The organism is Schaalia sp. JY-X169 (assembly GCF_014069575.1).
In the GTDB taxonomy this organism is placed as follows: Bacteria; Actinomycetota; Actinomycetes; order Actinomycetales; family Actinomycetaceae; genus Scrofimicrobium.
Map to the genome: position 1 here is coordinate 295,801 of NZ_CP059675.1, position 26,469 is coordinate 322,269.

Genomic DNA, 26,469 nt, shown 5'->3' on the forward strand with positions numbered 1-26,469 from the left:
GGGCCTAGTCGAGAAGGTCCTCCGGGCGCAGCGCAAGAATGTCGCAAATGCGCTCCGCCAAGATCACTCGAAGGGCAAGAGGAATCTCTTCCTCTGTAGCCCGGGCACAAATTGGCCTGCGATACAGCACAATGCGATCCCGAAGTCCTCTGCGCCGATCCCTAGGAAACGAGCGAGCCAAGACAACATCATGTGACTCCCACTCAGCCGGATTTGAGGGCGGCACTTCCTCCACGCCGAACTCTATATCGGCAATGCCCGGTTCCCGGGCTGCCATCTGCGCCAACGCCAACTGCATCTCTTCGCAAAAGGATTCCCTCCGGGTTGTCCAGACAGGAAGCGCAGGATGGAAACGGGGTCCCCGAGGGCCGCGGCCATGACGATCTTTCCGGCGCCGACTGACACCCGAGTCTGCAACCGGAGGAATGCCGGCTGCGACGGCGGCGCGGCGCAGATAATCGGAGTGGGGGGAGACGAAGCCATCGGACATACGCCTAGGCTAGCGCGAACTCGTCGCCGACAAAGGTAGGCTGGGTAACCGTGGCAAGCTGGTGGTGTTGGCTGCCACGGCTGGACTTGAGGAGATCCCGTGAGATTGTGTTCCAAACCGAGTTGCACTCGTGGTGCCGTAGCAACCCTGACGTATGACTACCAGGATTCAACTGCGGTCCTTGGGCCCCTCGCCACCTCCGTAGAGCCGCACACGTATGACCTCTGTGAAGTGCATGCTGAATCGCTCACCGTCCCTCGAGGGTGGCAGGTTGTCCGCCTCCAGACACGTTTTGAGCCGGCGCCGCCATCCAGTGACGACCTCCTCGCCCTCGTCGAAGTGATTCGTGACGTGGCGGGAGTTGAACACGACCCGGAGGTGCCCGACATGCTTCGCGAACCAGTGGTCATCGACCAGGGAAGCAGGGAGGATAAATATGCCCCCCTGCGCCGTCGGGATCACTTCACAGTAATCACGGGGGAGGGTGGAGACACTCGCTAGGTCCCCACCCTTTCTTGGAGAGACTGTCTCAGGCCTGCGAACCGCGTGAGGTTTCAAACGCCTGCGCGAGGACAGGTCCCAGGTTCTCTTTCCTTACGCGTTCATCCACGTACATAAGCGAGGTATACGACGCAGAGAACGGCATGGCCAGACCTGAGATCAGGGCAGAGACCAGAGCCAAGAGGAAAGCGGTCACAGCCCACGGCAACACAGATGTTGCAAACATGATCACCGCTGAAATCGTCCCGCCAAGAAGTCCCACGACGATTGAGACGATGATGCTCATAAGAAGCATCCTGCCCAAGATGCGCCAGAACGCGCCCTTGGTCAGGGCCCATGAGCGGCGAAGTGCCGTTGGGGGCGTCGCGCCCTCGACCACAGCGATCAAAGTTGCGAAGTACAGTCGGACGCTAACCCACACCGTGACGGCGATCCCGAGTGGAATTATGAGAAGAAGGAAGCTAAGGAACCACAGTGAGTCTCCCGAGGACGACGCAAAAGCAACCACAGCAATCAGGACAATCGGCACAATGAAGATAACTGCGGCAACCACACCCACAATCAGCCAAACGAGAACCGCGGTGCCAACCAGACGCCAGAAGTGAGACTTCAGAGCCTCCCACGTGGACTTGAGATCAAGGTTAATCCCAACCACAGCATTGGTAACAGACAGCGACTAGCCTCACGTAAAAGGCCCGTGAAATGGGTTCCATGCCTCATTTGGTTTTTGCCCGCGAAAGTTGGCATGGTTGGTTATGGGGACGGAGTTGAGTATGGCTACTCGTGCGGAGATTACCGCTAAATATGCTCGTGAGTATAAGCAACTATCTAAGAAGGATCGGGGACGATTGTTGGATGAGGTGGTCTCGGTGACGGGGTGGAGTCGGGATAACGCTCGTCGACGTTTGTCCCAAGCGGCAGCGCCCAAACCCAAGATCCGCGGCGGCCCATCAAGGCAGCGCAAGCCTCGGCCTTTCAAGTATTCCTATGATGCGCGTAAGACTTTGCAAAGAGTGTGGGCGATGGGTTTGGGTCAGTGTGGGAAGTACCTGGTTGTATCCTTGCCAGGCCTGCTTGATGCCCTTGAGGCTCATGGGGAGCTTGTTGCTGGGGTGGACCGGTATTCCAGTGAGGTCAAAGAAGAGCTCTTGAGTATGAGCGCGGCAACGATTGATCGGTATTTGAAGCCCTTGAAAGACGGAACAAACCTGAAAGGAGCGGCAACAACCAAGCCCTCACCCTTGTTGCGTTCTTCGATCAAGATCCGTAAGGCAGGCGATGAAATGGAGAACCGTCCCGGCTTCTTTGAAGGCGATACGGTGGCTCACTGCGGGCCAACCTTGGTTGGTGAGTTCGCCCGGACTTTGAACCTGACCGATGTGTATACGGGGTGGAGTGTCACCACCAGCATCAGGAATAACTCCTCGCGTCACATCATTGCTGGTTTGAACCGGATCATTGACCTCTGCCCCATCCCCTTAGAGGGCGTGGATTTTGATAACGGTAGTGAGTTCATCAACTACGATGTCGTGGCCTGGGCTCAAAACCTGGAACTGTATTTCACCAGGAGTCGGCCCTATAAGAAGAATGATCAAGCCAGTATCGAGTCCAAGAATAACCACGTCGTACGCAAATACGCTTTCTACTGGCGCTATGACACACAGGCCCAACTCTCCCTCCTGGAGCGGCTATGGGTAAACGTGAATGACTACATGAACTACTACACGCCAACCACCAAACCAGTAGGGTGGGACACCGATACTAGGGGACGGCGCAAACGCGTCTACGACACGCCCAAAACCCCCTTCGACAGGCTCAAGGACTCTGGGGCCCTCACCAAGGCTCAAACCCTGGAAATGGAAGCGTACAAGGCGTCATTGAACCCTGCCGCGCTAGCCCGTAACATCACCCGCATCCAATCTGAACTGACCGCTCTGGCAAAACGAGGCACCGTGAAACTCATCGCTCAAACCGAAGCCAGAAACAAGCTCCCCAACACCGCCAAAGGCATCAAACTACCCCAAGCCAGCTAACCCAACTTTCGCGGGCAAAAACATATGAGGCACCAAACCAACTTTCGCGGGCAAATTGACATGAGGCATTACGGACAGGACCAGCATCCCGGTCACAAGTAGTGAAGCGCCAGCGCTGATGAGCCCAACGATTCCCTGCAACCTCAGATCGGAAATTGCCGGGTAAACCTCGGACATCCCGACGGCGAACTCGGTGTCGCTACCAAATGTCACCTGATCGATGCTTGTCTCGGGTACTAGGGCGGAAACAATGCCAGAGAGCACTCCGACAATCCCCATGACGCCAAGGGAAATCGCAAACATCACTCTGGGGTTCGAGCGTATCGCTGCGAAGGTGCCATCGAACAGGTTTCCCAAGTTCAACGGGTGGAAGGGAATCACAGGAGGCTTCGGCTGAGCCGGTCCACCCCACTGTCCCTGGTTCGGGTCGGAGGGCCACGGAGCATTCGGGTAAGAACTCATATCTCTATTGTGCCGGTCTGTGGACGTGACAGGCGACCGCGATCATGGGACGATCACTTCATGACACCACGGATCTTAGTTGTCGACGATGACGCCTCGCTTGCGGAGATGATTGGAATTGTCTTGCGCGCCGAGGGGTTTGAGGTTTTTGAGTGCTTCGATGGGGCTGAAGCCTTCGGAGTGTTTGAGAGTTCCGACCCGCACTTGGTGTTGTTGGACGTGATGTTGCCGGGGCGCAGTGGAATCCAGATCTGTGAGGACATCAGACAGGTTTCGAATGTCCCCATCATCATGTTGACCGCCAGATCGGATACTGCGGACGTGGTTGCTGGTCTTGAGGCGGGGGCTGACGACTATGTCCCGAAGCCGTTCAAGCCCAAAGAACTGGTTGCTCGGATTCGCGCACGTTTACGCAGCCAGAATGACACCGGAGAAGAGCAGTTGGTGCTGGGTGACCTCACAATCGATCAGTCCCGACATGAGGTGCGCCGCGGCGACGACGTTGTCCCGCTGACCCCGCTGGAGTTCGACCTCCTTGTCGCCCTCGCACGGGCACCGTGGCGTGTTTTCACGCGGGAGGAACTGCTGGAACAGGTATGGGGCTACCGACATGCGGCCGACACGCGCCTTGTCAACGTGCATGTCCAGAGGCTCCGCTCCAAGATTGAGCGCGATGCAGAGAGTCCATCGCTAGTAATTACGGTGCGGGGTGTCGGATACCGTGCCGGCACGGGGTCTTGAGCGATACCCAGGCTGGTGACGCCGGCGCAAAGACTGGCGCTCACCCTCTTGAAGGGGATCAGACCAGCAGGCGGCGAATGTGGGAGTTCCTTGGGGGATCCCTGTCTCTGCGGATCGCGGTGACACTGTCACTGGTGCTGACGGTGATCCTGCTGGTGTTTATTTTCTTTGCAACGAACGTGTTGCGCTCCGACCTCTTCTCAACCAGGCGCGACATGATTCTTGCCGACGCCGCCGTGCGATTTTCACAGGTCCAGAACACGCTTGACCAATCCACCGCAGTCACGACCGACCAGGTTCAAGACGCGGTCACGCAGACCCTCACCGCGATTCGTGAGTCCGCCGCGGGTGCCGGAGCGGTTGAGGTCCTTCTCTTGCGTTCTCCCGATTCCTCGGAAGCTTTTCGGATCAACGAGTATGTGAATCCTGAGTACATTTCCGTTATCGGTGGGGGAATCCGCGACGAACTAGCTCACGATGTGGGACTTTGGCAGTCAGTCGCCCTCGCAAACGGCGCGGATACGATCCCTGGCATCGTCGTTGGGGCGCTGATCGACGTGCCCTCCGCGGGTCCGTACGAAATGTTTGTCGTGTACTCGCTAGAGCAAGAACAATCTACGTTGAACTCAATTATTCAAGTCTTCACCGTGGGCTCAGTTCCCGTCCTGCTCCTGATGGGTCTGGTCTCCTTCGTCCTCGTGTACAGGCTGCTGAGCCCTGTCAGAGCGGCGGCGGGCGCGGCTCGGTCCCTGGCGGCTGGGAATCTCTCAAGTCGGTTGCGTGTCTCCGGTCGTGATGAGATGGCACAGTTGGGGGCCACCTTCAATGACATGGCGGAGTCCCTGCAATCCAAAATTACCGACTACGACTCATTGTCAAAACTCCAACAGAGCTTTGTCTCGGATGTGTCACACGAGCTGCGCACCCCCATGACAACAATTCGTATGGCGGATGAGGTCATTTTTGATGACCGGGATGCACTTCCCCCCGCATCCAAGCGGTCTGCGGAGCTCCTTCACGTCGAAGTGGCACGTTTTGAGCAAATGCTTGCGGATCTTCTGGAAATCTCTCGCTACGATGCCCAATCCGCCCAGTTCGACCCCGAGTCCGCTGATATCTATAGCCTCGTTGAGAAGGTGGTGAGCGCCAACGCGGAGCTTGCGGACCACCTCGGCGTTGATGTTCAACTTGGGCCCCGGCCGGAACGTTGCTCAGTGCCGGTGGATGCAATTCGTATCGAGCGTGTGGTGCGCAATCTGCTGGTCAATGCATGTGAGTACTCAGAAGGAATGCCAGTTCGTGTCACCGTTGCTGCAGGGAAGACCTCAGTCGCCATCCGAGTGCGAGACTACGGTGTCGGTATGGAGCCCGACACGGTGCGACGTGTATTTGACAGGTTCTACCGAGCCAACCCCGCGCGAACTCGCAGCACCGGTGGTACTGGTCTGGGACTGGCAATTTCAAAAGAGGACGTCACGCTACACAACGGCGTCATCAATGCCTGGGGCGAGCCGGGCCGCGGAAGCTCCTTCGTCGTGACGTTGCCACGCGTCGCCGGGAGTGCGGTCACAGAGTTTCCCCTGATTGTTTGGGAGGGTCACGCATGAGATTGCGGAAGATTCTCTGGGTGTGTCTGGGCGTTGTAGCCCTCTTGGCGCCCTCGGCATGTTCATCTTTGCCGCAGACTGGTGAACCCCACGAATTCGCAATTGAAGCCCCCCAGCGTGATCCTGTCCGTCAGTTCGGGTCTGCTCCCCAGGTGGGTTCCAGTCCGACGCTGTTGGTTGAAGACTTCCTCCGGGCAACTGCCGCCGGCATGTATGACGACTTTGCGACCGCGCGCCTCTACTTGCAGCCGGAGGCATCAGCGACATGGCGGCCGAATCTGCAGGTGGCTGTGTTTCCCTCCGACTTTTCGCCCTCGCCCGAACTGAAGGACAGGCAGGGCGAATCGGCTCAAGTCTCACTGTCTCTCACAACGGTGGGCACAGTGAACGAATCCGGCGTCCTCAGTGTGTCTGTGACCCCGGGCTCCGTGTCAACTGAATTCACCCTGACGTTGAACGAGGACGGGGAATGGCGCATCGCGGAGTTGGCGGACGGAGTCATCCTTTCACAGTCAGCATTCACGAACGCCTACCAGAACGTTAATCTCCTCTTCCCCTCTTCGGACCTGTCGGGCCTGGTGCCAGATCCTCGTTGGTATCCCCGCTCGCGTGTGGCGGCCTACCTGGTGCAGGGGTTGATCGAGGGGCCCATTGAGAGTCTGGTCCCGGCCGTCGTTGGTGATCTGGCCGCCGATCTGACGTTGCCGACCGCGGGTGTGGAGGTGCAAGATAGGGTCGCGATGATCGACCTGGAGGGAAACTCTTCTTCATCAGAAGCAGAGAGGAGTGCGTTGATCTGGCAGATCTCCCAGACTGTCACCCAGGTAGCTTCAGTTCAGTCGGTAGAGATTCGACTCAATGGTGTTGAGCTTGATGAGTCGGACGTCCCCTCCGGTCCGTCATATCGCCTCGATCGAGCTATTGGTTTGCTTGAGGGATCAGTTGTGCTTGGGTCTACGTCACTGTCCACAGAGGTTGCCAACCCGGAAGCGGCGGGTGTTGGGGTGGAAAACCCTGCGGTTGGTCCTGTCGAGGGTGCGCCAGTGGCGTGGGTGAACAGCGAACCGGGTCGCCTTGCGGTAATGACGCTTGGTTCAGCACAGCCGCGTGATACTCCCATCGCAGGTGCTACGGCGCCTTCAGTCGATAGGTTCGGTGTGGTGTGGGTATCGTCCACAGACTCACCGGGTGTGGTTTGGGCTGTCGCGCCGGGTCGGGAGCCTCTGCAAGTTCCGGTCCCGTTCGACGGGGAGGTCGCGGCGGTGCGGGTCTCTCCTGATGGGTCGAGGGCGCTGTTGCTTACCCGCGGTGGTGCGGGATCCCAAGTTTGGCTCGCAACGATTCGGCGTAACGATGTGGAGGCTCAGTACAGTTTCGAAGCCGTCACGGAGCTGGACCTTTTCCCCCCGAAAGTTGAAGGATTAACGTGGGTTGGTGAGACGACTGTTGCCGCCCTGGTTCCAGAAGGCGAAGAATCAACAATTGAAGTGTTCAGTCTAGGAGGGTGGCAACAGGTTCTGTCGGCACCCCCGGATGTCTCCAGAATTACGGCGGGCTCAACGCTGGGGTCTCTGCTTGTTCAACGCCCGGATGGAACAGCGTTCCAACGCGCCGGTGCGGCCTGGATTGAACTGGACAACTCTATCCAAGAGATTTCTTTCGCAGGCTAGCTAGGTCCGGGTCTATCCCCAACGCGACTAAGGCGGTCCTTTCCACATTCGCTGAGAGAGCCGGTTGATCCGGGGTGTCCGTCGCGCAATGCTTCCACAATGAGACGGCAAGCAGATCTTTTGCAGGGGGCGAAGAATCTCCTGTTTCCGGTCCAGTGTGGGGGGTGTGGAAAGTGGGATAGCGAACTATGTGAGGATTGTCGAGGTACTGCGACAAAACCGATTGCTTCTAAGATTATTGAGGACGCTGCGGGGTACCCCACAACTGAGCTGCTGTGCTTGGGTGACTACGCCGGGGTGCTTCGCTCCATCATCCTTACCGCCAAGCATGATCGGTATCGAGACTACTCAGATTTTCTCTTCGAGGCAGGAACCCACCTGGGGCGCGCTGTGGGTGAACGCCTAGCGGCAGTGGCTGAGCAGCCGATGCTCACGCCCTTGTGGATTGTCCCCGCCCCGTCCTCACACGCACGCAGGCGGCGCAGAGCTGAAGTTGTTCCGAAGATAGCGGATGGGGTGGCAGAAGGAGTTCGCCGCGAACTGGTTGCCCGGGTTGTAGTTGTGCCAGCTGTCGCGCTGCACCGTGGGGTTGGTGGACAGAGCGGAAGGTCAGCGGGATCCAGGAGTAGCGCTCGACTGGGTGCAATGGACATTGTGATTCCACCTCCGGAGCAAAGCCTTGCGGTTGTGGTTGACGACGTGGTCACCACTGGAACTACTATGCGCGGTGTCCTCGACGCACTGGGTGGTCATGGTGTCATGGCAGTTGCTTTGGCTGCCGCTTGACATCACTCGACTGTCAGCTTGTGGCGTTCGCTCAGCGCCGACAGCATGTGAAGGGCGTCTCAGTGACGTAGACTTGAGGGACTCTCTTTCGTTCACTCAGTGGGCAAGAGGGTAGCCCGGCTCATTTGGCTTAAGGAGGGTTTTTTACAAGAAGCAAGCAAATTGTGCTTGCTGTGCATATTCATTCCAAAGGCTCCTGGAGGATCCCCATGGACATCGTCGTCACCGGCCGCAATGCCGACATTCATCCTAATTTCCGTGAATTTGTCGAGGGTAAACTCGAGAAAATCACCCAGTTCTATCCTCGTGCGCAACGGGTTGATGTGGTTCTGACGCGTGAGCGTAACCCACGCTTGGCCGCTAGTGCAGAGCGCGTAGAGCTAACCGTTTATGGGAAGGGCCCGGTGATCCGGGCTGAGGCAGATTCAGTTGACCGATATTCGGCAGTCGACCTTGCTAGCGCAAAACTCTTCGAAAGACTGCGTCGCCAGCGCGACAGAGTAAAGGATCATCGCCGGTTCCAGTACGACGGTGTGCCGGACCCGAACTTCGACCAGCCGATCACTCCGGGCGTCGATGCGGATCTGCGCGATGCAGAAGATTGGGCGCTGCGTTCCGCACAGGATCTGAAACCAGGTGAGGTGCGCGAAGAACAATTGGGGGATTCTCCCGTGATTGTGCGTCAGAAAGTTCATGAGGCTCCGCCGATGAGCGTGGATGAAGCATTGCACCAAATGGAGCTTGTCGGACACCCGTTCTTCCTCTTCGTCGACAAGGACACGATGCAACCTTGCGTTGCGTACCGCCGGAAGGGGTGGACGTACGGCATCCTCAGACTGAACACTCGTATGCCGGAGGGTGCGGAGTAGAGAACGCATCGGTCTCTATCGGGACGTGATTGCCGCAACCTATGATGTGTGGTGGGCCCCATGCCGATATGGCTTGGGGCCCACCACACTGTGGGTGTAAGTTGCGTAAACTGAAGGGCACGCCGCAATCCAAAACTTGGGTGTCGTAGGCAAAATCAAGGAGTACCCGTGTCGATTATTGACAAGATCCTCAGGGCTGGCGAGGGACGCCAGATTAAGCGTCTGGACCGTATAGCGGACCAGGTCGACGCCCTCGAAGAGGATTTCAAGAAGCTAACGGACGAGGAGCTTCGCGGGAAGACCGAAGAGTTCAAGCAACGGGTTGCTGATGGCGAGACTCTTGATGAGCTCATGGTTGAGGCCTTCGCGACGGTACGTGAAGCAGCATGGCGCGTACTGCGTTTGCGCCCATTTCACGTGCAGGTGATGGGTGGAGCTGCGCTCCACGGAGGAAACATCGCCGAAATGAAGACCGGTGAAGGTAAGACGCTTGTGGCGACGATGCCCGCATACCTTCGCGCACTCGAAGGAAAAGGCGTCCATGTCGTTACGGTGAACGACTATCTGGCTGAGTACCAGTCAGAGATGATGGGGCGCGTCTACCGCTTCCTGGGGCTCACCGTTGGGTGTGTGCTTGCCGGGCAAACTCCCGCTGAACGCCATGAGGTTTACAGTTGCGACATCACATATGGCACCAACAACGAGTTCGGGTTTGACTACCTCCGCGACAACATGGCGCAGCGACCCGAAGATATGGTGCAACGTGGACACAACTACGTGATTGTGGATGAGGTTGACTCGATCCTCATCGATGAGGCGAGGACTCCGCTCATTATCTCAGGTCCGGCCGCGGGTGACCTCAACCACTGGTATAAGGAGTTCGCGCGGATCGCGCAGATACTCCAGCGTGATGTCGACTATGAAGTTGATGAGAAGAAGCGCAATGCGGGCATCTTGGAAGCCGGTATCGAAAAAGTTGAGGATCAGCTGGGCGTTGATAACCTCTATGAAGCGGCAAATACCCCGCTAATCGGCTTCCTGAACAACGCGATCAAGGCCAAAGAGCTCTACCACCGCGACGACAACTACATTGTTCAGGGTGGCGAGGTGATGATCGTTGATGAGCACACGGGCCGCGTGCTTTCAGGACGCCGCTACAACGACGGAATGCACCAGGCTATTGAAGCCAAAGAGGGCGTTGAAATTAAGGCGGAGAACCAGACTCTGGCAACAGTGACGTTGCAGAACTATTTCAGGTTGTACCCCGAGGGGTCTCGCGCTGGCATGACAGGTACAGCCGAAACTGAGGCGGCCGAGTTTGCGTCGACCTACAAGATCGGTGTCATTCCGATCCCCACCCACAGGGAGATGATCCGCAAAGATCAAGCGGATCTTGTCTATCCGACAATGCAGGGCAAGCTGAATGCGATCATCGACGATATTGTCGATCGTCACAAGAAGGGGCAGCCGGTCCTTGTTGGCACAACATCTGTTGAGAAATCAGAGCAAGTGGCCTCGCTTCTGAAGCAGAAGGGCGTGCCTATTGAGGTACTGAACGCGAAGGAACATGAGCGGGAGGCCCAAGTGGTCGCCATGGCCGGACGCAAAGGTGCAGTCACCGTTGCAACTAACATGGCTGGGCGCGGCACCGACATCATGCTTGGTGGCAACGCGGAGTTTATTGCCCAGGCAAACCTGAAGAGTCGAGGGCTTGACCCCGAGGAATACCCGGAAGAGTACCGGGAGGCGTGGGCTGAGGCACTTGAGGATGCCCGCCGCGCCGTCGCCGAAGAACACGATGAGGTTGCTGAGGCCGGAGGGCTCTACGTTCTTGGAACGGAGCGGCACGAGTCGAGGCGAATCGACAATCAGCTGCGTGGTCGTTCCGGGCGTCAGGGTGACCCCGGTGAGTCGCGTTTCTACCTGTCCATGGAAGATGACTTAATGCGGCTGTTCAACTCCGGAATGGCACAGCGAATCATGACTTCGGGTGCGTATCCCGAGGACGTTCCGCTTGAGTCAAAGATGGTCTCCAGGTCGATTGCATCAGCGCAATCCCAGGTCGAGGCGCGCAACTTTGAGATCCGCAAGAACGTCCTCAAGTATGACGATGTGATGACCGGTCAACGCGAACTTATCTACGATGAGCGTGCGCGAGTTATGCGTGGTGAAGACCTCTCGGAGCAGATCGATCACTTCCAGTCCCAGCTGGTTGCGGGCATCGTCCGGCAGTTCACTGTCGCCGACGACCCTGCTGACTGGGAGCTGGAGTCTGCCTGGACAGAACTACGTGGATACTATCCCGTGTCTGTGTCCATTGAAGACGTGGAAGCTGAGTACGGTGGACGGGCGAATCTGACGCGGGAGAATGTGGAGTTCGAGCTTCAGGGCGATATTCATGCTGCATACGCCGCGGCTGTTGAGGCCTTAGACGCCAATCCCGTTGCGATCTCTCAACTGGGTGACTCTGCTAACGACGAACTCCAACGGCGCGTCGTGCTGTCGACGGTTGACCGCCTGTGGCGCGAGCACCTCTACGAGGTGGACTACCTGAAAGAAGGAATCGGTCTTCGTGCGATGGGTCAGCGTGACCCCTTGGTTGAATACAAGGATGAAGCCTCGAAGATGTTCCAAGCGATGATGGAACGGATCCGCGAAGAATCAGTCCAGCAACTCTTTGCCTACCACTACCAGTTTGAGAAAGCAAATGAGCAGCGCGAGGAGCTGATTGCCAATGGAGGTGGCGATAACTCTGCAGCAGTGGAAGCCGCGGCATCTGGCCAGGCCAGTGGAGCTCCACAGACTAAGAAGGCAGTGAAGCCTGCGAAGAGCCAGATCAAAGCTCAGAAAAAAGCATCGACTCCCAAGACCGTCATGGGAGATGTGGGACGTCAGTCTGTACCTAACAGGCTCACCATGCAGGGACCGGCCAAGCAGTCAGAGCCAGTGGCAGGAACGAACAGGGGGCCCGCGGTACCTGCGGCGGCAGGGGCCCAAACACTTAACAGGGCACAGCGACGGGCTCAGGGCAAGAAGAAGGGGTAGCTGCCCGCCGTTAGTGCGGGGCCCAGTGATTGATGATCGCGCGTGATAACCGCTTTACGTTTCCTGGACTCTAGTGTGTTTCGAGCTCGCAAAGCTGCCATCGATCTCGCAGCCTTACCAGGCGTCCGGCAACTGCCCTTGCTCGGTTCTGATCCCACACCGTTACCGCAAACTCGAATGTCTCATTTGAGACCGGACAAATGCGTGACGTCATCGCCAGGGCCGGAAGTGAGCCGCCTCGACCCCGAGAAGCACTGGTACTGGCACTAGTGCTGGCGCGAAGGTATCCGTAAACGTCCGCTGTCATCCACCGTTGAAGACTTCGAGGGTCCTTCCTCCCGGCAATGACGTCAACGACAGCCACAGCAATCTGTTGAGCCCACTGTTCGGGGCTGGGCAGCCCGGCCAGTGTTGTATCGCTCGGGTGACCGGTTCTGCGTTGGGTTGGCGCTATGTGAATGGCACGTGCATAGGGCCGACCCCTGACTTGCGTTCTGGGAGCAGGACCGGCAGTGCGGTTGGGGTGTTCTGAAGAACTGGCTACCTGGATGGTCTTGGCTGGCTCTGGGGTGTGCATGGTCTTCTACTTCGACGAAGATGCGGGAAGAGGGATAGTTTCCAAGATCATTCCTGGTTCGATGTGGTTGGGGTCGGATCCGATGACAAGTTCATTTGCGTCATAAATGTCCCTCCAAAGTGCGTCAATCTCAGAGTCTGAAGCATTTTCACCGAGCATTGTTGCCGCAATGTCCCATAAACAGTCCCCCTCTGCAACCGTGTATGCCGTGGATAGGTCGACGGAATCACCATTTGAACTTGGAAGCAGTACCGGTGTGGACATGTCTCGCGTCGAAGGCTTTGTCGAGAGTCGGGAGGACAGCGTGTCGGAGATTGGCGGGGGAGTCGCGGTCAAAGACGGTGTGGAAGGTGGCATCTGCTGAAGATCGGAAGCTGGCTCAAGTCTCTGAGCCGGAGGTTGAGACGCAACCTCAGTTTCACGTGCCGCTTCGAACTCTCCCGAGCCTGGGAAGACACTGTCTGTACTCGCTGAAGGTGAACTGTCGGAGGCTGCCGTCCTAGAGGGAACCCCACCCGAAAGAGCAGTGTCAAGGGGGTGTACGTATTCTGCGGTGGTCGTAGAAGAGCTCCACAGGTATTCGGTAGTGTCTGTGGTGGTTCCCGTATCCGCTAGCGCAGCGCCGGAGAATAGGGTGCCCGCCAGGGCCGTGGTCGTGGCGATGCCCGCAACCGACCGACGTGCGGACCGTGTCCCCCAAGTTGCCACAGCCGTGCCCAAGATTAGGTGAAGCCGCCCAGGTAGCGTTCTACTCACTGCCACTAGTGCAAGCGCGGCCCAGACGGAGCGCCAGAGGAAGAGGATCTCAGCAAGAACCGCGAGGACGAGCGTCACGTAAGCAAACTGAGCTGAGCCGACGCCTTGAAGGTGAAGCGCCATGGCCACTGCGCCGAAGGACACCAGGAGCCCAGCAAGCTCACGAAGCAAGGCTTTACGTGCTTGCCGTTGAACGGTTCCTCTGCGGTCGTCCCGCATTCCTGGGGACTGTGAATCGGTTGATGTAATCACTGACCTACCTCTTTCCATTCTGTTGTGTCTACGCTCCTTAGTACTCTGACAAACAACAGTGGTGCAGAGATTACAGCGTTGTCTGTGGAAACCAGCCTCTTTTAGAATTTGGGGATAACGTCTGATGGAAAAGGATATGGAACAGTTGCACTATGACTGCGCCGGTCTTCGCAAAGGTTCCCATGTCAGCGGCAGTTTGTCGCAGATGAGAGACGCGGGTACCTCGGCCGTGGCAAGCTGGGCACATGCAGCACTATCTAGCGCTCACAGCGTCCGAACTACTTGCCCAGACCCCACCGAATCGCGATGCGATTTGCGTTGAAGATAGGGATGTTTCCCCAGATTCAACCTGGGAGGAAACAACTGAGGATGCGCGGGATGATGCCGCGCTAGAGTCTCTCCACCTTGCGCGCGAAGAACAATCCTCCCCCACTCGGCTGGTTGTGGGGGGCGCCCTCCCCTCCCGGGACGCACGCTTCAGTTCCTGGCAACAGGTCGACGAGATTTATGCGGACGACACAAGGGGGCGGGAGGTATGCGCGCAGCTATTCTTGGCGCAGACGCAAGAGGAGGCGGACCTGCTAATAGGGCAGCTCTTTGAGGAGGCCCTGATGTGGTACGACATCAGCGAGCGTACTGACTTAGGCGACGCCCTCGTTCGTGCCAAACCGGTCGACGAAGTTGGAGAGGATTAGGTGGGCTGGCGACACATCGACGCCGCGCACCCGTTCCTCAACCCTGGGCCGTTCCTCTTTCGGATAGTAGCCATGATCCTCAAACACGTCGATGCGCACCGAAATGCCTTCAAAATCTAGTTCAGGATGGAACTGCGTCAGGTAGATGTTGTTGCGAATGCGCGCCATCTGAAGTGGGGCGACCGTGCCCGTCACTAGCGGCACCATCTGCGGTGGGTGCTCGACAACCGATTCATGGTGCCCGACGTAGGCGCGGAAAGTATCCGGAATGCCATTGAGAATCGGATCGACCCGACCCTGCGGGGTCACGGTCAACTGCGGCGCCGTAATGTCCTCTGAAATGGCTGGACTCACGCTCCCGCCAAGCATGCGCGCCATAATCCCCAGGCCGTAGCAGATCCCCAAAATCGGGAAATCTTCTGCGATGGCCCTTTCCGAAAGCCGCGTCAGGTTTTGCTCCACGTCGAGTTGCCGCAGGCTCTTGCTGTCTTCCGGCGCTGACACATCGAAGTGGGAACCGCACATGATGATGCCGTCCCAGTGCTGCAAGTTAATATCGGGGAACGGATCCCGCTCAAGACGGACATTGACAAGCTCATCGTCGCGCAATCCCGTGAACTTGAGCATGGCTTGACGTTCCGAAATCGCAACTTTCTCGTAAATTCGCGTCGTGAACATAAGGAAGCGTCTGGCCATGGTTGCAGTCTAGTCAGCCCGGGGGCGTCTGGCCCTCATTCGGGCACCATCAAGATAGTCTCTACACATGTCTCAAACGCGACGATACATCGACGACCTCCGCCTAGCACACGTCCTCGCAGACCAGGCTGACCACCAGAGCATGAACCGCTTCCAAGCGGATGATCTTCTCGTGGAAGAAAAGCCAGATTACACGTTGGTTTCGGATGCCGATAAGGCCGTGGAAGACCAGATCCGCCTTCAGCTCGGCACATCCCGGTCACGGGACTCCGTCCTCGGTGAGGAACGTGGAACAAGCGGTTCCTCAAGTCGGCAATGGATTATTGACCCGATTGACGGGACCAGCAACTTTGTGCGAGGGGTTCCGGTATGGGCGACACTTATCGCCCTTGTCGAGGACGGCGAGGTCGTAGTCGGACTGGTATCCGCTCCCGCTCTGAAGCGTCGGTGGTGGGCGGCGAAAGGTATGGGCGCTTTCGCAGGGACGTCACTTATGAGGTCACGACAACTGCAGGTCTCACGTGTAGCGCATGTCCATGACGCATTCTTCTCGTACTCGTCTCTGCAGGGTTGGCTGGCAGCTGGACGAGGACGGAGCTTCCTCGACTTTCAGGCGTCCTGCTGGCGAACAAGGGGATTTGGGGACTTCTGGAGCTACATGATGGTTGCTGAGGGCAGCGTTGATGTTGCCGCAGAACCTGAGCTGGCACTGTATGACATGGCGGCGTTGGTTCCCATTGTGCAGGAGGCCGGAGGACGGTTCACGTCGCTAGATGGTGAACCTGGCCCATGGGGCGGAAATGCAATCGCTTCCAATGGGCTCATTCATGAGGCTGCAATCGAAGCCCTGAAGCCGCGATGATGCGTCGATAGGTGCTACCAGTTGTCCTGGGGGAGACCGGCGATGAGTGTCCGCGCACGTGCCACGATGCCCGCCCTGCGCTGAGGGGCTAGCAGCGAATCGTCTGCTTCGCCAACTTTTGCAAACGGTCCGGCCTGTGCCACCCACTCATCGAGGGCGCACGACACCTCCGATGATGTGTGCGTACAGTTCGGCAGGCAGAACTCAGTTACGGCCACAAGGTCGGGGAATACCGCCAGAACGTCCTCGACGTCAGCATGGGCAAGGCCGAAGGATCGAACACCTGGCGTGTCAACCAACCATCCCCCTTTAGGGAGTTCTAGTGCCACGGAACTGGTAGAGGTGTGGCGCCCCTTTCCCGTCGCGACATTGACTTCACCCACACTGCGCCCCAATCCTGGAATCAAGGCATTGATGAGAGTCGACTTACCGACCCCCGAATGACCGATGAGGACGGAGAAGTGGCCCTTCAGCAGGGTTGCTATCTTGTCGAGGCCGTCGCCTGTCACCAAGTTTGCGGTAACGATCTCCAGATCGAAGCTGTCAAACAATGCCGTGAAATCACCAGGGTCGGCGAGATCGGTTTTCGTCATGCACAGAAGGGCTGGGACACCTGCTTCGCGTGCTGCGACCAGGCACCTTTCCACCATTCCCACGCGAGGTGTCGGATTCGCAGAAGCGGTGACGATAACCATGAGATCCGTGTTGGCGACAATGATTTTTTCCCCACGCCCGTCTTCGGCCTCTTCGAGACTGCGTCGCAGGACGTTGGTGCGTTCCTCGACGTGCGCGATTCGTGCCAACGTGTCCACCCGGCCGCTGAGGTCGCCGGTGAGGCGCACAAAGTCTCCAATGACAACTGCGCCCCGCGGAATCTCGCGGGCCTTCACCGCCTGCAGCAGCGGGCCTGAAGATGTGGATACGGCAAACCGCCCTCGGTCGACGGCTACAACGCGGCCCAGGGGACGCGCTGAATAGTCCGGTCTGCGTTTGGTTCGAGGACGGGAACCTTTTGTCGGTCGGACGCGGACGCGTTCATCATCAGTTCCCGTATCGAGTCTGGCCACGCCGTTCCTTTTCTCGCCGAGTGAGGCAGATGGGTTCGCCCCGGTTGATCTGGTCTGATGTCGAGACTACTCTGCCCCCGAAATCAGCGCCGGGTTCGCGAAGACCTCCGCCATGGTCAATGTGCTGGGAGAGTCGGCGCCCTGGAGCATCGCATGCCAGCGCGCGGTGAACATTGGGAGTGTCTTTGCGGTGGTTCCGATGTTTGCAACCCTGCACCCAGGCGTGCGGAGGCCCACGATGGCGCCGAATGTCGCCATGCGATGGTCCTCATAAGTCTGTATGTCCGCACTATGCGTTGGTGCGGGGATGATGTGGATACCATCGCGCATGACACGGGCATTGGCGCCGAGGCGTCGTATCTCAGTGGCCATCGCCTCAAGACGGTCAGTTTCGTGACCTCGCAAGTGGCCGATTCCGCGCAGGGTTGACGGTGATGTGGCGAAGACGCAGAGGGCGGCCACCGTTGGTGCCAGCTCGCCATACGCCCCCATGTCGAGGTCGAGGCCGGGCCAAGTCAACCCAAGCGGGGCACTTGCCGTAAGTCCCTGAGCGCTGAGGGCCACTGTGGCACCAAACTGGGGGAGGAGCTCCACCCAGTACTTGCCAACCTGATCCGTATGGGCGGGCCAGTCTTCAATCGTGATGGTTCCCCCGCAAAGCAGGGCGGCCGCTAAGAAAGGTCCGGCATTGGCAAGGTCAGGCTCGATCTGGATGGGGTTACCCGCGGGACGGGTTGGGTCTGTCTTCCAGCTCCAAGAAGTGGTCCTCTGGATATCGACACCCTGCTCAGCCAGCATGTCAAGGCTCATTGCGACATAGGGCCATGACGGCAGACGACCTTCCGCACGGAGCACAGTGGGTTTGGAGATGAGGGGGGATGCGAGCAGTAGGGCTGAGAGGTATTGCGAAGAACTGGAGGTATCGATACCAACCTGGTCGCTTCCGTCGCACTTTGTGGATGTGGCCTTTTTCTTACGGGCAGGAATACCCGTGATGGTCACCGGCAGGAAGCCCTTGCGTTTGCCGTATTTGACTCGTGCTCCCAGCGCCTGCAGGGAGTCCATGAGTGGGGTGATCGGTCGTGACTCGGCTGACGGGTCGCAGACCAGGGTGGTTTTTCCGTCCGCGAATGCCGCCAGCGCCGAACCGAAACGCATGACGGTGCCCGCCTGCCCGCAGTCAATCGTTGACCCGCCACGCAGTCGGGATGCCGGCATGATGGTGAGGGAGCGGGGATCGTCCTCGAAAACAAACTCTGCGCCGAGTGCGACCATCGCCTTTGCCGCCAGGTAGGTGTCCCGGGAGGCGAGGGCGCCCGAGATCTTCGTTGGATTCTGGGCGATCGTGCCAATTACAAATGCGCGTGACGTTTGCGATTTCGATCCGGGTAGCAGGACGGTCGCATTCACTGGTCCGCTTGGCGTGGGAGCGGGCCAATACTCGTCGCCACCAGCGTTACTTATAGTCACTCGACCTCCAAGGTCATTGGGCTGTGGGCGTAGACTCGAGCACAGAATATGGGTGTTGGTTAGCATTGTGCTCAAAATAGAGACGTTTTGCCACTACGGATCACAGAGCAGGCGGCGTTGAGAGAGGATTCGGGGTGGAAGTGAGAGCGAGACCTGCGTCCTCGGACTCAGATCAGCGGTTTGAGGCCGAAGCCCTGCCATTCCTGGATCAAATCTACGGGGGCGCCCTCGCGCTGACCAGGAACCCTGCTGACGCAGAGGACCTGACGCAGGAGGTGTTCCTAAAGGCGTTTCTGGCCTTTGACACTTTCGAATCTGGGACCAATGTGCGTGCATGGCTGTACCGCATCTTGACCAACACGTTCATTTCGAACTATCGCAAATCATCGCGCGACCTCAACCACATTGGGCAACCCCTACCCCAGGACTGGCAGTTGCGTAGCGATGCCGAAGGCGGTGCGGGCACCGGAGATGCTTCAGAAGGTGGGGCGGTGAGTCGCGCGTACGCGCCCTCTGCAGAAAGCGAGGCACTCAAGCATTTTGAGCGGGATGAGGCCTACTCGCTTCTGGGTTCGCTCCCGGAGAACCAGCGAACTTCAGTGTATCTGGCAGACGTTATGGGCCTGACCACCAAAGAAATTGCGGAACTTATGGACGTTCCCCAGAACACGGTGCTGAGTCGTATCCATCGCGGAAGAATCCGCCTGCGAGAGATTACAGCGGCCAGGGGACTAAACCAGACTGATGGCAAGGTAACCAGCGGGACGGAGGCAAAGAATGTGTGATCAGGAATCTTGCGCTGAAGATTGTGACAGCTGGATCAGTGAGGTTGAGGTCGTCACCGTGCTACGGGAATGCCTCTGCGTGTCGCCACCTCCGGAGCTGCGGGCCCGGATCATCCTTCGAATTCAGACGGAGTGTGGGCAGAGCGAGTAGTGCGGTGGCGCAAACTGGACCGCCAAATCCGCAAACCGTGAGTGAAACCTCGGCTTCAGGCTTATGTACTGCGCCCCAGATGTGCGATTATTAGCAGTGTTGTGCACCCAGAAGGGTACAGACGGAAGGATTTGGATATGAGTACGCGAGGACGGAAGCGTCGTGATCGTCGCAAGAAGGCAGCGAACCACGGTAAGCGCCCAAACAGCTGATCTTTCGATCTCTGTGAGATTGTAACGGCCCACGAAAACTCGTGGGCCGTTGGCATACCCGCTGCATTGAGTTCACCAGCGGCTACGGGTGCGCTACGCGAAGGCCTCCGTCAAGAGAGCGGCTCGTTCCTCTTGGTGGCGCCATGACAACCCCGTAGCTGGCGATGCTCCTTCATGCCGCGATATGACCCGAACTGAAGGTAGATCTCCTGCCAGGCCACTGAAGTTGGGTAGCAGCCCAAGGCGGGGGAACAAGTTCATCGCCAAGAAGAACCAGGCCCCCTGGTTCTCCGGCTCGTCCTGAACCCAGACGACCTCGGCGTTCTCATATGGAGCGAGTGCCTCAGCCAGTTCCGAGGTCGCCAGAGGATAGAACTGCTCCAACCGCACAACTGCGACATCCGTGCGATTTTGCGCGTCGCGTTCCTTGATCAGGTCATAGTAGATACGCCCGGAGCAAACCAGGACCCTGCGCACGCCGCTGGCGTTCTGGCCCACGTCCCTGCTTACCTCTCCGATTACGGGAAGGAAAGTCCCCGAAGTAAATTCATCAACCGAAGAGGTCGCTGCCGACAGGCGCAGCAGCTGCTTGGGGGTGAACTCAATCAGAGGGGTTCGCGGTCGACGGTACGCCTGGTGGCGCGTCAAATGGAAGTGATTCGCCGGGGTGGAAGGCTGGCAAATCCACATGTTGTCTTCGGCAGCCAACTGCAGGTAGCGCTCAATCCTTCCGGAAGAGTGGTCAGGGCCTTGGCCTTCGTAGCCGTGTGGAAGCAACAGTGTCACAGATGAGGCCTGGCCCCATTTTTGCTCGGCTGAAGAGATGAACTCGTCAACTACTGTTTGCGCTCCGTTGGCGAAGTCGCCGAACTGTGCCTCCCAAGCCACGAACACCTCCGGACGTTCAACCGAGTAGCCGTACTCGAATGCCAGTGGCCCGTATTCGGAAAGAGGGGAGTCGTAGATGGAGAGCTTCGCCTGGTCTTCAGTGAGGAAGTCCAGGGGAGTGAACTCCCGTCCGTCACTTTGATCATGGAGCACTGCGTGGCGCTGAACAAAGGTTGCGCGTCTCGTGTCCTGACCTGTGACGCGAACAGGCGTCCCGTCCATCAGCATCGTGCCCCATGCCAACAGCTCGGCGAAGCCCCAGTCGATTGGCGCTTCACCCTTCGACATAGCGAGTCGACGTTCGCTCAGTTGACGGAGTTTCTTGTGGGGGGTGAAACCCTCGGGGAATGCGTTGTATGCCTCTCCGACTCGTTCCAGCTGCTCTGCTGTGACCGCGGTTTCCCAACCGATCATCATGCCCGCACCCGGCTTTTGAGACTCTGGAACCTCCAGACCATAGCGCTCTTGGACTCGGTCCTTGACGTCGGTGTTGGACCTTTCTGAGGGATCGGGCAGACCACCGCGCGAACGAGTCTCCTCAAGAATCTTGCCGAGCTCAGTTTCAAACTCCGCGGTTACCGTCCTCGCCTCCTCAATTGTGATGTCACCACGACCAACTAGGTTGCTGGTATAGACCTCTAGGGTTGAGGGAAGCGAGTTGATCATCTCGTACATCACAGGCTGTGTCATTGAAGGGTCGTCGCCCTCGTTGTGACCGCGACGTCGGTAACAGACGAGGTCGATGAGGACGTCCTTGTTGAACTCTTCCCTGTACTTGAACGCGAGTGTTGCCACGCGAACAACGGCTTCCGGATCGTCACCGTTGACATGGAAGATAGGGATCTGTAGGCCCTTGGCCAAGTCTGTCGGGTAGCGGGTCGACCGCCCCGAAGTCGGCCCCGTCGTGAAACCTATCTGGTTATTGACGATGACGTGCAGGGTACCACCCGTCTTGAATCCGCTGAGCTGACTCATGTTGAGGCATTCGTAGACGACGCCCTGCCCAATGAACGCAGCGTCACCATGGACGAGGACGGGCATGACTGGGAAGCCGGGCTCATTCAAACGGTCTTCCATAGCCCGGCTGATACCGAGCAGCACCCCGTCAGCAGCTTCAAGGTGCGAAGGGTTCGCAGCGAGGTAGACGCGCGTACCAACTCCGTCGCCCGCTCTGAAGAAACCCTCTGTGCCCAGATGGTACTTGACGTCGCCGGAGGACTCTGTGCCGCGTAGATGTGGACTACCTTCAAACTCCGAGAAGATCTGCGAGTAGGACTTCCCCGCGATGTTGGCCAGAACATTGAGCCTGCCCCGGTGAGCCATACCAATCGTGACTTCGTAGAGACCAGTGTTGGCTGCGTCGGTCAGTACCGCGTTGAGGAACGGTATTAGAGACTCTCCACCCTCGAGGGAGAACCGTTTCTGACCCGTGTATTTCGTCTGTAGAAACGCCTCGAAGGCCTCCGCGCGGACCAGTGTCGAAAGGATCTCACGCTGTTCCCTTGGAGAAGGCTTCTGATAGGGCGCCTCCACTTCAGACTGCACCCAAGTGCGCTGGGTGGGGTCCTGAATGTGCATGTATTCGATCCCGACTGACCGTGTGTACGTGTCACGGAGTCGGCGCAAGAGATCGCGCAGCCTCATGCTTGGTGCGTCTCCGAAGCCCCCTGTTGGGAACTCCCTATCGAGATCCCAGAAGGTCAGCCCATAGCGACGCAGCTCTAGGTCGGGATGGCGACGCACACGGTAGGCGAGGGGGTCGGTGTCGGCCGCCAGGTGGCCCCGTGAGCGATAGGCGTGGATCAGCTCCGCAATGCGGGTTTGCTTGCCTTTCTCAGCTGCCGAGTCATAGATCAGGTCCCGCTCCCAGCGGTACGGCGGATATGGGACCTGCAGTGCATCGAAAATACGGTCGTAAAATCCGTCCTCGCCCCGCAAGCGAGCAGAAAGTACCTTGAGGAGGGCCCCCGATGCGGCACCTTGGATCACTCGATGATCGTAGGTTGAGGTGGCATACATGATCTTTCCGACCCCGAGGTCGGCCAGCCGTTCCGTTGGGGCTCCAGACCATTCCGCCGGATAGTCGGTCGCACCGATACCAATAATGACGCCCTGGCCTGTCATCAAACGAGGAACGGAGAAGGTGGTCCCAATCGTTCCCGGGTTGGTTAGCGATACGGAAGCGCCCTGGAAGTCTCCAGCGGTGAGATCGCCGGTTCGCGCCCTGGCAACCAGGTCATTCATTGCTGCCACAAACTGTGGGAAAGTTAGTGTGTCCGCATTGCGCACAACCGGCACCAGTAGCGACCTTGTACCATCCTCGCGCGGAACATCAATCGCCAGTCCGAGCCCAACGTGGGCTAGGTGTTCGATGTGCGGTTTCCCGTCCTTTTCCACGTAACGAACGTTCATCGACGGCATCTCGACCAGTGCTTCGACGAGGGCGTACGCGATGAGGTGGGTGAAAGAGATCTTGCCGCCAACAGTACGGTCGAGATGGGCGTTGATGACCGCACGGTTCTCAATCATTAGCTTCGCAGGGATCTCACGAGCGGAGGTTGCTGTGGGTACCCCCAGGGATGACTCCATGTTCTTCACGATCGACCGGCCCACGCCGCGAATGAGTTCGGTTCGATCCTTCCCTGTCGCATCCACATCCCCCCAAGCGGCCGAAGCGGCATCGCTGGAGCGGGTGTAGGGAGAAGTGGCTTCGCGAACCCTGGTGGGCGGCGCTGGTGGAAGGTCGGACCGCGTAACGTTCTCTAGGTTTGGCTGCTCGCTGCGCGGCGGACCTTGCGGCGAAGGGAGACCCGGGTTGTTGTCTTCCGCGCTGAAGGACTGTTCCGCCGAGGGCGTGATAGCTTCTGCAATGATCTGAGCATCGCGGTTCGCCTCAGTTGTGGCAGCTGCGCGCAACCCCACTTCGGGATAGGCCTTAAAGTATGCTCGCCACTCATCGTTAACCGACTCTGGATTGGTTACGAACTGCTCGTACATGTTTGAGATGTACCAGTCGTTTGGGCCTAAGCCATCATCCCTGCTGCTTACCACAAAGGCTCCTTCGACTAGAGGTGGATCGCTCGACTTCCAAGTGTAGGCACGTACCGGACTTAAGTCTTGGAGCAACCACGCCAATAGTTGTTGCATGTGCCCTATTCGCACCGAGGCCGGTGCCTTATATAGTGTTATTACTATGCCCTCGGCACTCGTTGACCTCCTCTACGTCCTCCTCGGAATCCTCCTCACTCTGGGCACAGCAATTTTTGTGGCTGCAGAGTTCTCACTGGTCGCCCTGGACCCCGCGTCTGTAGAACGCAAAGTAACCGGCGGGGACAAGCGGCTCAACAGGGTGCTACGAGCCCTCAAATCTCTATCAACCCAGTTGTCTGGGGCGCAGGTCGGTATCACTCTCACAACCATCCTGCTTGGCTACACGACCCAGGTAGCGCTGGTGCGAATGTTCAGCTCTTCTCTGACTGGCCTGGGTGTCTCTATTGCGCTGGCAGCCACGTTAGGTGCGTTGGCCTCCGTGATTATCGTCAACGTGTTTTCAATGCTGTTCGGCGAACTCGTCCCGAAGAACATGGCGCTTGCGGAACCATTGCGCACCGCGCGTCTGACAGCCCCGGCCCAGTTGGTGTTTACCTGGCTGTTCGCCCCCCTCATTCGCCTGCTCAATGGAACCGCCAACGCGATACTTCGCCGGTTCGGTGTCGAACCGGTGGAGGAGCTCTCGAGTGCGCGTTCTGCCTCTGAGCTGGCCGCCCTTGTGCGACACTCCGCTGATGAGGGAACTCTTGATGAGGACACGGCAGAGCTATTTACAAGATCCGTCTCGATGGAGTCCCTCACGGCCATCGACGTCATGACTGATCGTGGCCGGGTCAAGTCGCTGCCCGAGGACGCAACGGCGGCCGACCTTGTCAACCTCGCCAGGGAAACAGGTCATTCCCGCTTCCCAGTCATGGACAAGGACGGGGAAGACTTCATTTCCATTGCGTTGTTGCGGCGCGCAATCGCTATCCCGCATGATCGACGCGGCGATGTGTCGGTGTCGTCCCGGTCGGTGTCTATTGCGGCAGACCAGGTGCCCGAATCGGTAGGAATCTTGCCACTTCTGGTTGAGTTGCGTGACGGTGTACAGATGGCTGTTGTTGTGGATGAGTACGGGTCTTCCTCGGGCATCGTCACACTGGAAGACGTTGTTGAAGAGGTGGTTGGCGAAGTCAGCGATGAGCATGATCGACGCCGTCGAGGAATTAAGGCGACGACGCGCGGCGGATACATGGTGCCAGGTACGTTGCGACCCGATGAGCTCGCGTCCCAGACGGGCATATATGTCGATGCGGACGGGCCCTATGAGACCCTGGCCGGCTTCGTGATGAATGAGCTAGGTGAGATTCCCGAGATCGGTGATGTGGTCACGGTTGGTGGTGTCAGCGTGGAGGTGGTTGCCATGCAGGGGAGGCGTGTGACACGCCTTCATGTCACGCCGGTGTTGGATCCGAACCGCACAGAAGCGGAAGAGGGGGACGTCGAATGAGTCCCGTCCTCGGACTGTCCCTGACAGTTGTCTTCCTCCTGGTCAACGCTTACTTTGTAGCAGCAGAGTTTGCGGTGACTTCCTCGCGTCGCTCCCAGCTGGAACCGTTGGCAAATGACGGGGTTCGCGGTGCCAAGCAAGCGATGTACGCCCTCGAACACGTCTCTCTCATGCTGGCGATAAGCCAGCTGGGCATCACCGTCATGTCGACATCTCTGGGTGCGATTGCAGAGCCCGCCATTGCACACCTTATCTATCGCCCGCTGTCCGCCTTTGGGTTGGGCATGGATGTTGCACACGGAATTGCTTTCGTAGTCGCGTTGCTTATCGTCCTCTTCCTCCACGTTGTTTTCGGTGAAATGGTTCCGAAGAACCTCTCGATCGCGAAGTCCACCGTAACTCTTCTAGCTCTTGCTCCATCACTGGTTGCAATTGGGCGCGTGTTGCGCCCCGTCGTGGTCCTGATGGACAACACAGCCAACTGGTTTATCCGTCATTTTGGGTTTGAGCCGAGGTCTGAGATAGCGGCGACATTCACGGTCCAAGAGGTGGCGAACATTGTTGAAGTGTCGCGGGAGGAAGGCAAGCTCAGTGATGAGTTGGGGTTGCTTGCCGGGACCTTGGAGTTTGCCGAGACAACTGTGGACGCCCTGATGATTCCGCTTGACGAGCTTGCAACCATCGCGCTGCCTGCCAATCCGGATAGCGTGGAGTCCATGGTGGCGAAGACAGGGTTTTCGCGCTTCCCCGTGACCGAGGGCCGGGGTGATGACCGGCAGATTGTCGGCTATGTGCACCTCAAAGACGTGCTCTATGCGCAGACCCCGGAAGAACGTGGTGAGCCGCTGCCTCCGTGGAGAGTCCGCTCCCTTGAGTACATCCCCTCAAACCTGGGCGCCGAGGACGCGCTGCGGCAGATGCAGACAACCTCGAGCCACGTTGTGGGCGTTGTGAGTGAGGCTGAGGGTGTGCTGGTCGGAGCCCTGTTCATGGAAGACCTGTGGGAAGAGCTGGTGGGACAAGTGCGGGATTCGCTGCAGCGTGGACCCCAGCTACAGTGAGGCAGCTGACCGCATTCTCGTTACCAAACGGTGACCTTGGTCCGGAAGGGTGTTTGGGGTGACATATCTTCCACCCAAATTTTGCACGTTAGTGATGAACACTACTGATCGAACTCTTGCCAAGCCGTAGACTCTAGATCGCGGTCTTTCGAGGCCGCCGACTTATTGTTTCAGTAGTTGGAGAGCGGATGTCTTACGGCGATCAGGTTGCGTGCCCATTGCCCAAGCGCAGTTCGGTGCATGACCGATT

The 26,469-nt window shown here is 58.2% G+C and carries 23 protein-coding genes; 14 read left to right on the top strand and 9 right to left on the bottom strand.

Annotation, left to right across the window (positions count from 1 at the left end):
• Positions 1-4 precede the first annotated feature (4 nt).
• On the bottom strand, positions 5-490 hold the full coding sequence (locus tag H2O65_RS01280; protein WP_259349548.1) for a metallopeptidase family protein: 486 nt from the start codon (positions 488-490) through the stop codon (positions 5-7).
• 99 nt (positions 491-589) lie between these two features.
• Between H2O65_RS01280 and H2O65_RS01285 the strand changes: the two genes are divergently transcribed.
• A complete protein-coding gene (locus tag H2O65_RS01285) occupies positions 590-991 on the top strand; it encodes a DUF3499 domain-containing protein (protein WP_182141827.1) in 402 nt (133 codons plus the stop codon).
• A 28-nt stretch (positions 992-1,019) separates the two neighbouring features.
• Here the strand turns inward: H2O65_RS01285 and H2O65_RS01290 are convergent, their stop codons facing one another.
• Positions 1,020-1,646 carry a glycerophosphoryl diester phosphodiesterase membrane domain-containing protein gene (locus H2O65_RS01290; protein WP_182141828.1) on the bottom strand — a complete coding sequence of 209 codons (627 nt, stop codon included), beginning with the start codon at positions 1,644-1,646 and terminating at the stop codon, positions 1,020-1,022.
• A gap of 118 nt (positions 1,647-1,764) precedes the next feature.
• On the opposite strand from H2O65_RS01290, the gene H2O65_RS01295 reads away from it, so the two are divergent.
• On the top strand, positions 1,765-3,024 hold the full coding sequence (locus H2O65_RS01295) for a DDE-type integrase/transposase/recombinase (protein WP_182141829.1): 1,260 nt from the start codon (positions 1,765-1,767) through the stop codon (positions 3,022-3,024).
• Here the strand turns inward: H2O65_RS01295 and H2O65_RS01300 are convergent.
• Positions 3,007-3,486, bottom strand: a complete 480-nt coding sequence (locus H2O65_RS01300) for a hypothetical protein (protein ID WP_182141830.1) — start codon at positions 3,484-3,486, stop codon at positions 3,007-3,009. The two genes, H2O65_RS01295 and H2O65_RS01300, sit on opposite strands and share 18 nt — an antisense overlap.
• Before the next feature lie 60 nt (positions 3,487-3,546).
• On the opposite strand from H2O65_RS01300, the gene mtrA reads away from it, so the two are divergent.
• From mtrA to secA, 6 genes are all read left to right on the top strand, one after another.
• Positions 3,547-4,227, top strand: coding sequence for an MtrAB system response regulator MtrA (mtrA, locus tag H2O65_RS01305; RefSeq protein ID WP_182141831.1), 681 nt, complete (start codon positions 3,547-3,549; stop codon positions 4,225-4,227).
• A complete protein-coding gene (gene mtrB / locus H2O65_RS01310) occupies positions 4,224-5,834 on the top strand; it encodes an MtrAB system histidine kinase MtrB (protein WP_259349549.1) in 1,611 nt (536 codons plus the stop codon). The genes mtrA and mtrB overlap by 4 nt, the downstream gene beginning before the upstream one ends.
• Positions 5,831-7,504, top strand: coding sequence for a GerMN domain-containing protein (locus H2O65_RS01315; protein WP_182141832.1), 1,674 nt, complete (start codon positions 5,831-5,833; stop codon positions 7,502-7,504). Before mtrB ends, H2O65_RS01315 begins: the two co-directional genes overlap by 4 nt.
• Positions 7,505-7,603: 99 nt before the next feature.
• The gene (locus H2O65_RS01320) at positions 7,604-8,290 is read left to right on the top strand and encodes a phosphoribosyltransferase family protein (protein WP_182141833.1); all 687 of its coding nucleotides are present in this window, start codon (positions 7,604-7,606) and stop codon (positions 8,288-8,290) included.
• Positions 8,291-8,499: 209 nt separating this feature from the next.
• Positions 8,500-9,159, top strand: coding sequence for a ribosome hibernation-promoting factor, HPF/YfiA family (gene hpf / locus H2O65_RS01325; RefSeq protein WP_182141834.1), 660 nt, complete (start codon positions 8,500-8,502; stop codon positions 9,157-9,159).
• Between the two features lie 168 nt (positions 9,160-9,327).
• Entirely contained in the window at positions 9,328-12,204 is a 2,877-nt protein-coding gene (gene secA, locus H2O65_RS01330) for a preprotein translocase subunit SecA (protein WP_182141835.1), read from the top strand.
• 70 nt (positions 12,205-12,274) lie between these two features.
• Here the strand turns inward: secA and H2O65_RS10585 are convergent, their stop codons facing one another.
• Complete coding sequence (locus H2O65_RS10585) at positions 12,275-12,781, bottom strand: Rv3235 family protein (protein ID WP_220458762.1); 507 nt, start codon at positions 12,779-12,781, stop codon at positions 12,275-12,277.
• A 6-nt stretch (positions 12,782-12,787) separates the two neighbouring features.
• Positions 12,788-13,789 carry a LysM peptidoglycan-binding domain-containing protein gene (locus H2O65_RS01335; protein ID WP_182141836.1) on the bottom strand — a complete coding sequence of 334 codons (1,002 nt, stop codon included), beginning with the start codon at positions 13,787-13,789 and terminating at the stop codon, positions 12,788-12,790.
• Between the two features lie 245 nt (positions 13,790-14,034).
• Here H2O65_RS01335 and H2O65_RS01340 point away from each other — a divergent pair, with 245 nt between their 5' ends.
• Positions 14,035-14,484 carry a hypothetical protein gene (locus tag H2O65_RS01340; RefSeq protein WP_182141837.1) on the top strand — a complete coding sequence of 150 codons (450 nt, stop codon included), beginning with the start codon at positions 14,035-14,037 and terminating at the stop codon, positions 14,482-14,484.
• Here H2O65_RS01340 and H2O65_RS01345 read toward each other — a convergent pair.
• Positions 14,431-15,180: a glutamine amidotransferase-related protein gene (locus H2O65_RS01345; RefSeq protein ID WP_182141838.1), complete on the bottom strand. Its 750-nt coding sequence runs from the start codon at positions 15,178-15,180 to the stop codon at positions 14,431-14,433. The two genes, H2O65_RS01340 and H2O65_RS01345, sit on opposite strands and share 54 nt — an antisense overlap.
• A 67-nt stretch (positions 15,181-15,247) precedes the next feature.
• On the opposite strand from H2O65_RS01345, the gene hisN reads away from it, so the two are divergent.
• Positions 15,248-16,042, top strand: coding sequence for a histidinol-phosphatase (gene hisN, locus H2O65_RS01350; protein WP_182141839.1), 795 nt, complete (start codon positions 15,248-15,250; stop codon positions 16,040-16,042).
• A 14-nt stretch (positions 16,043-16,056) separates the two neighbouring features.
• Here the strand turns inward: hisN and rsgA are convergent, their stop codons facing one another.
• Both rsgA and aroA read right to left on the bottom strand, forming a co-directional pair.
• A complete protein-coding gene (gene rsgA / locus H2O65_RS01355) occupies positions 16,057-17,109 on the bottom strand; it encodes a ribosome small subunit-dependent GTPase A (protein ID WP_182141840.1) in 1,053 nt (350 codons plus the stop codon).
• 66 nt (positions 17,110-17,175) lie between these two features.
• Entirely contained in the window at positions 17,176-18,579 is a 1,404-nt protein-coding gene (gene aroA, locus H2O65_RS01360; protein WP_182141841.1) for a 3-phosphoshikimate 1-carboxyvinyltransferase, read from the bottom strand.
• Between the two features lie 134 nt (positions 18,580-18,713).
• Here aroA and H2O65_RS01365 point away from each other — a divergent pair, with 134 nt between their 5' ends.
• Both H2O65_RS01365 and H2O65_RS10590 read left to right on the top strand, forming a co-directional pair.
• Entirely contained in the window at positions 18,714-19,364 is a 651-nt protein-coding gene (locus tag H2O65_RS01365; protein WP_182141842.1) for a sigma-70 family RNA polymerase sigma factor, read from the top strand.
• 288 nt (positions 19,365-19,652) lie between these two features.
• A complete protein-coding gene (locus H2O65_RS10590; RefSeq protein ID WP_398397221.1) occupies positions 19,653-19,727 on the top strand; it encodes a 50S ribosomal protein bL37 in 75 nt (24 codons plus the stop codon).
• 93 nt (positions 19,728-19,820) lie between these two features.
• On the opposite strand, the gene H2O65_RS01370 is transcribed toward H2O65_RS10590, so the two are convergent.
• Positions 19,821-23,666 (bottom strand): multifunctional oxoglutarate decarboxylase/oxoglutarate dehydrogenase thiamine pyrophosphate-binding subunit/dihydrolipoyllysine-residue succinyltransferase subunit, encoded by a 3,846-nt coding sequence (locus H2O65_RS01370; protein WP_259349550.1) that lies wholly within the window; start codon positions 23,664-23,666, stop codon positions 19,821-19,823.
• Between the two features lie 142 nt (positions 23,667-23,808).
• Here H2O65_RS01370 and H2O65_RS01375 point away from each other — a divergent pair, with 142 nt between their 5' ends.
• Positions 23,809-25,158 carry a hemolysin family protein gene (locus tag H2O65_RS01375; RefSeq protein ID WP_182141844.1) on the top strand — a complete coding sequence of 450 codons (1,350 nt, stop codon included), beginning with the start codon at positions 23,809-23,811 and terminating at the stop codon, positions 25,156-25,158.
• The gene (locus H2O65_RS01380) at positions 25,155-26,219 is read left to right on the top strand and encodes a hemolysin family protein (protein WP_182141845.1); all 1,065 of its coding nucleotides are present in this window, start codon (positions 25,155-25,157) and stop codon (positions 26,217-26,219) included. The genes H2O65_RS01375 and H2O65_RS01380 overlap by 4 nt, the downstream gene beginning before the upstream one ends.
• The last annotated feature ends 250 nt before the right edge of the window (positions 26,220-26,469 follow it).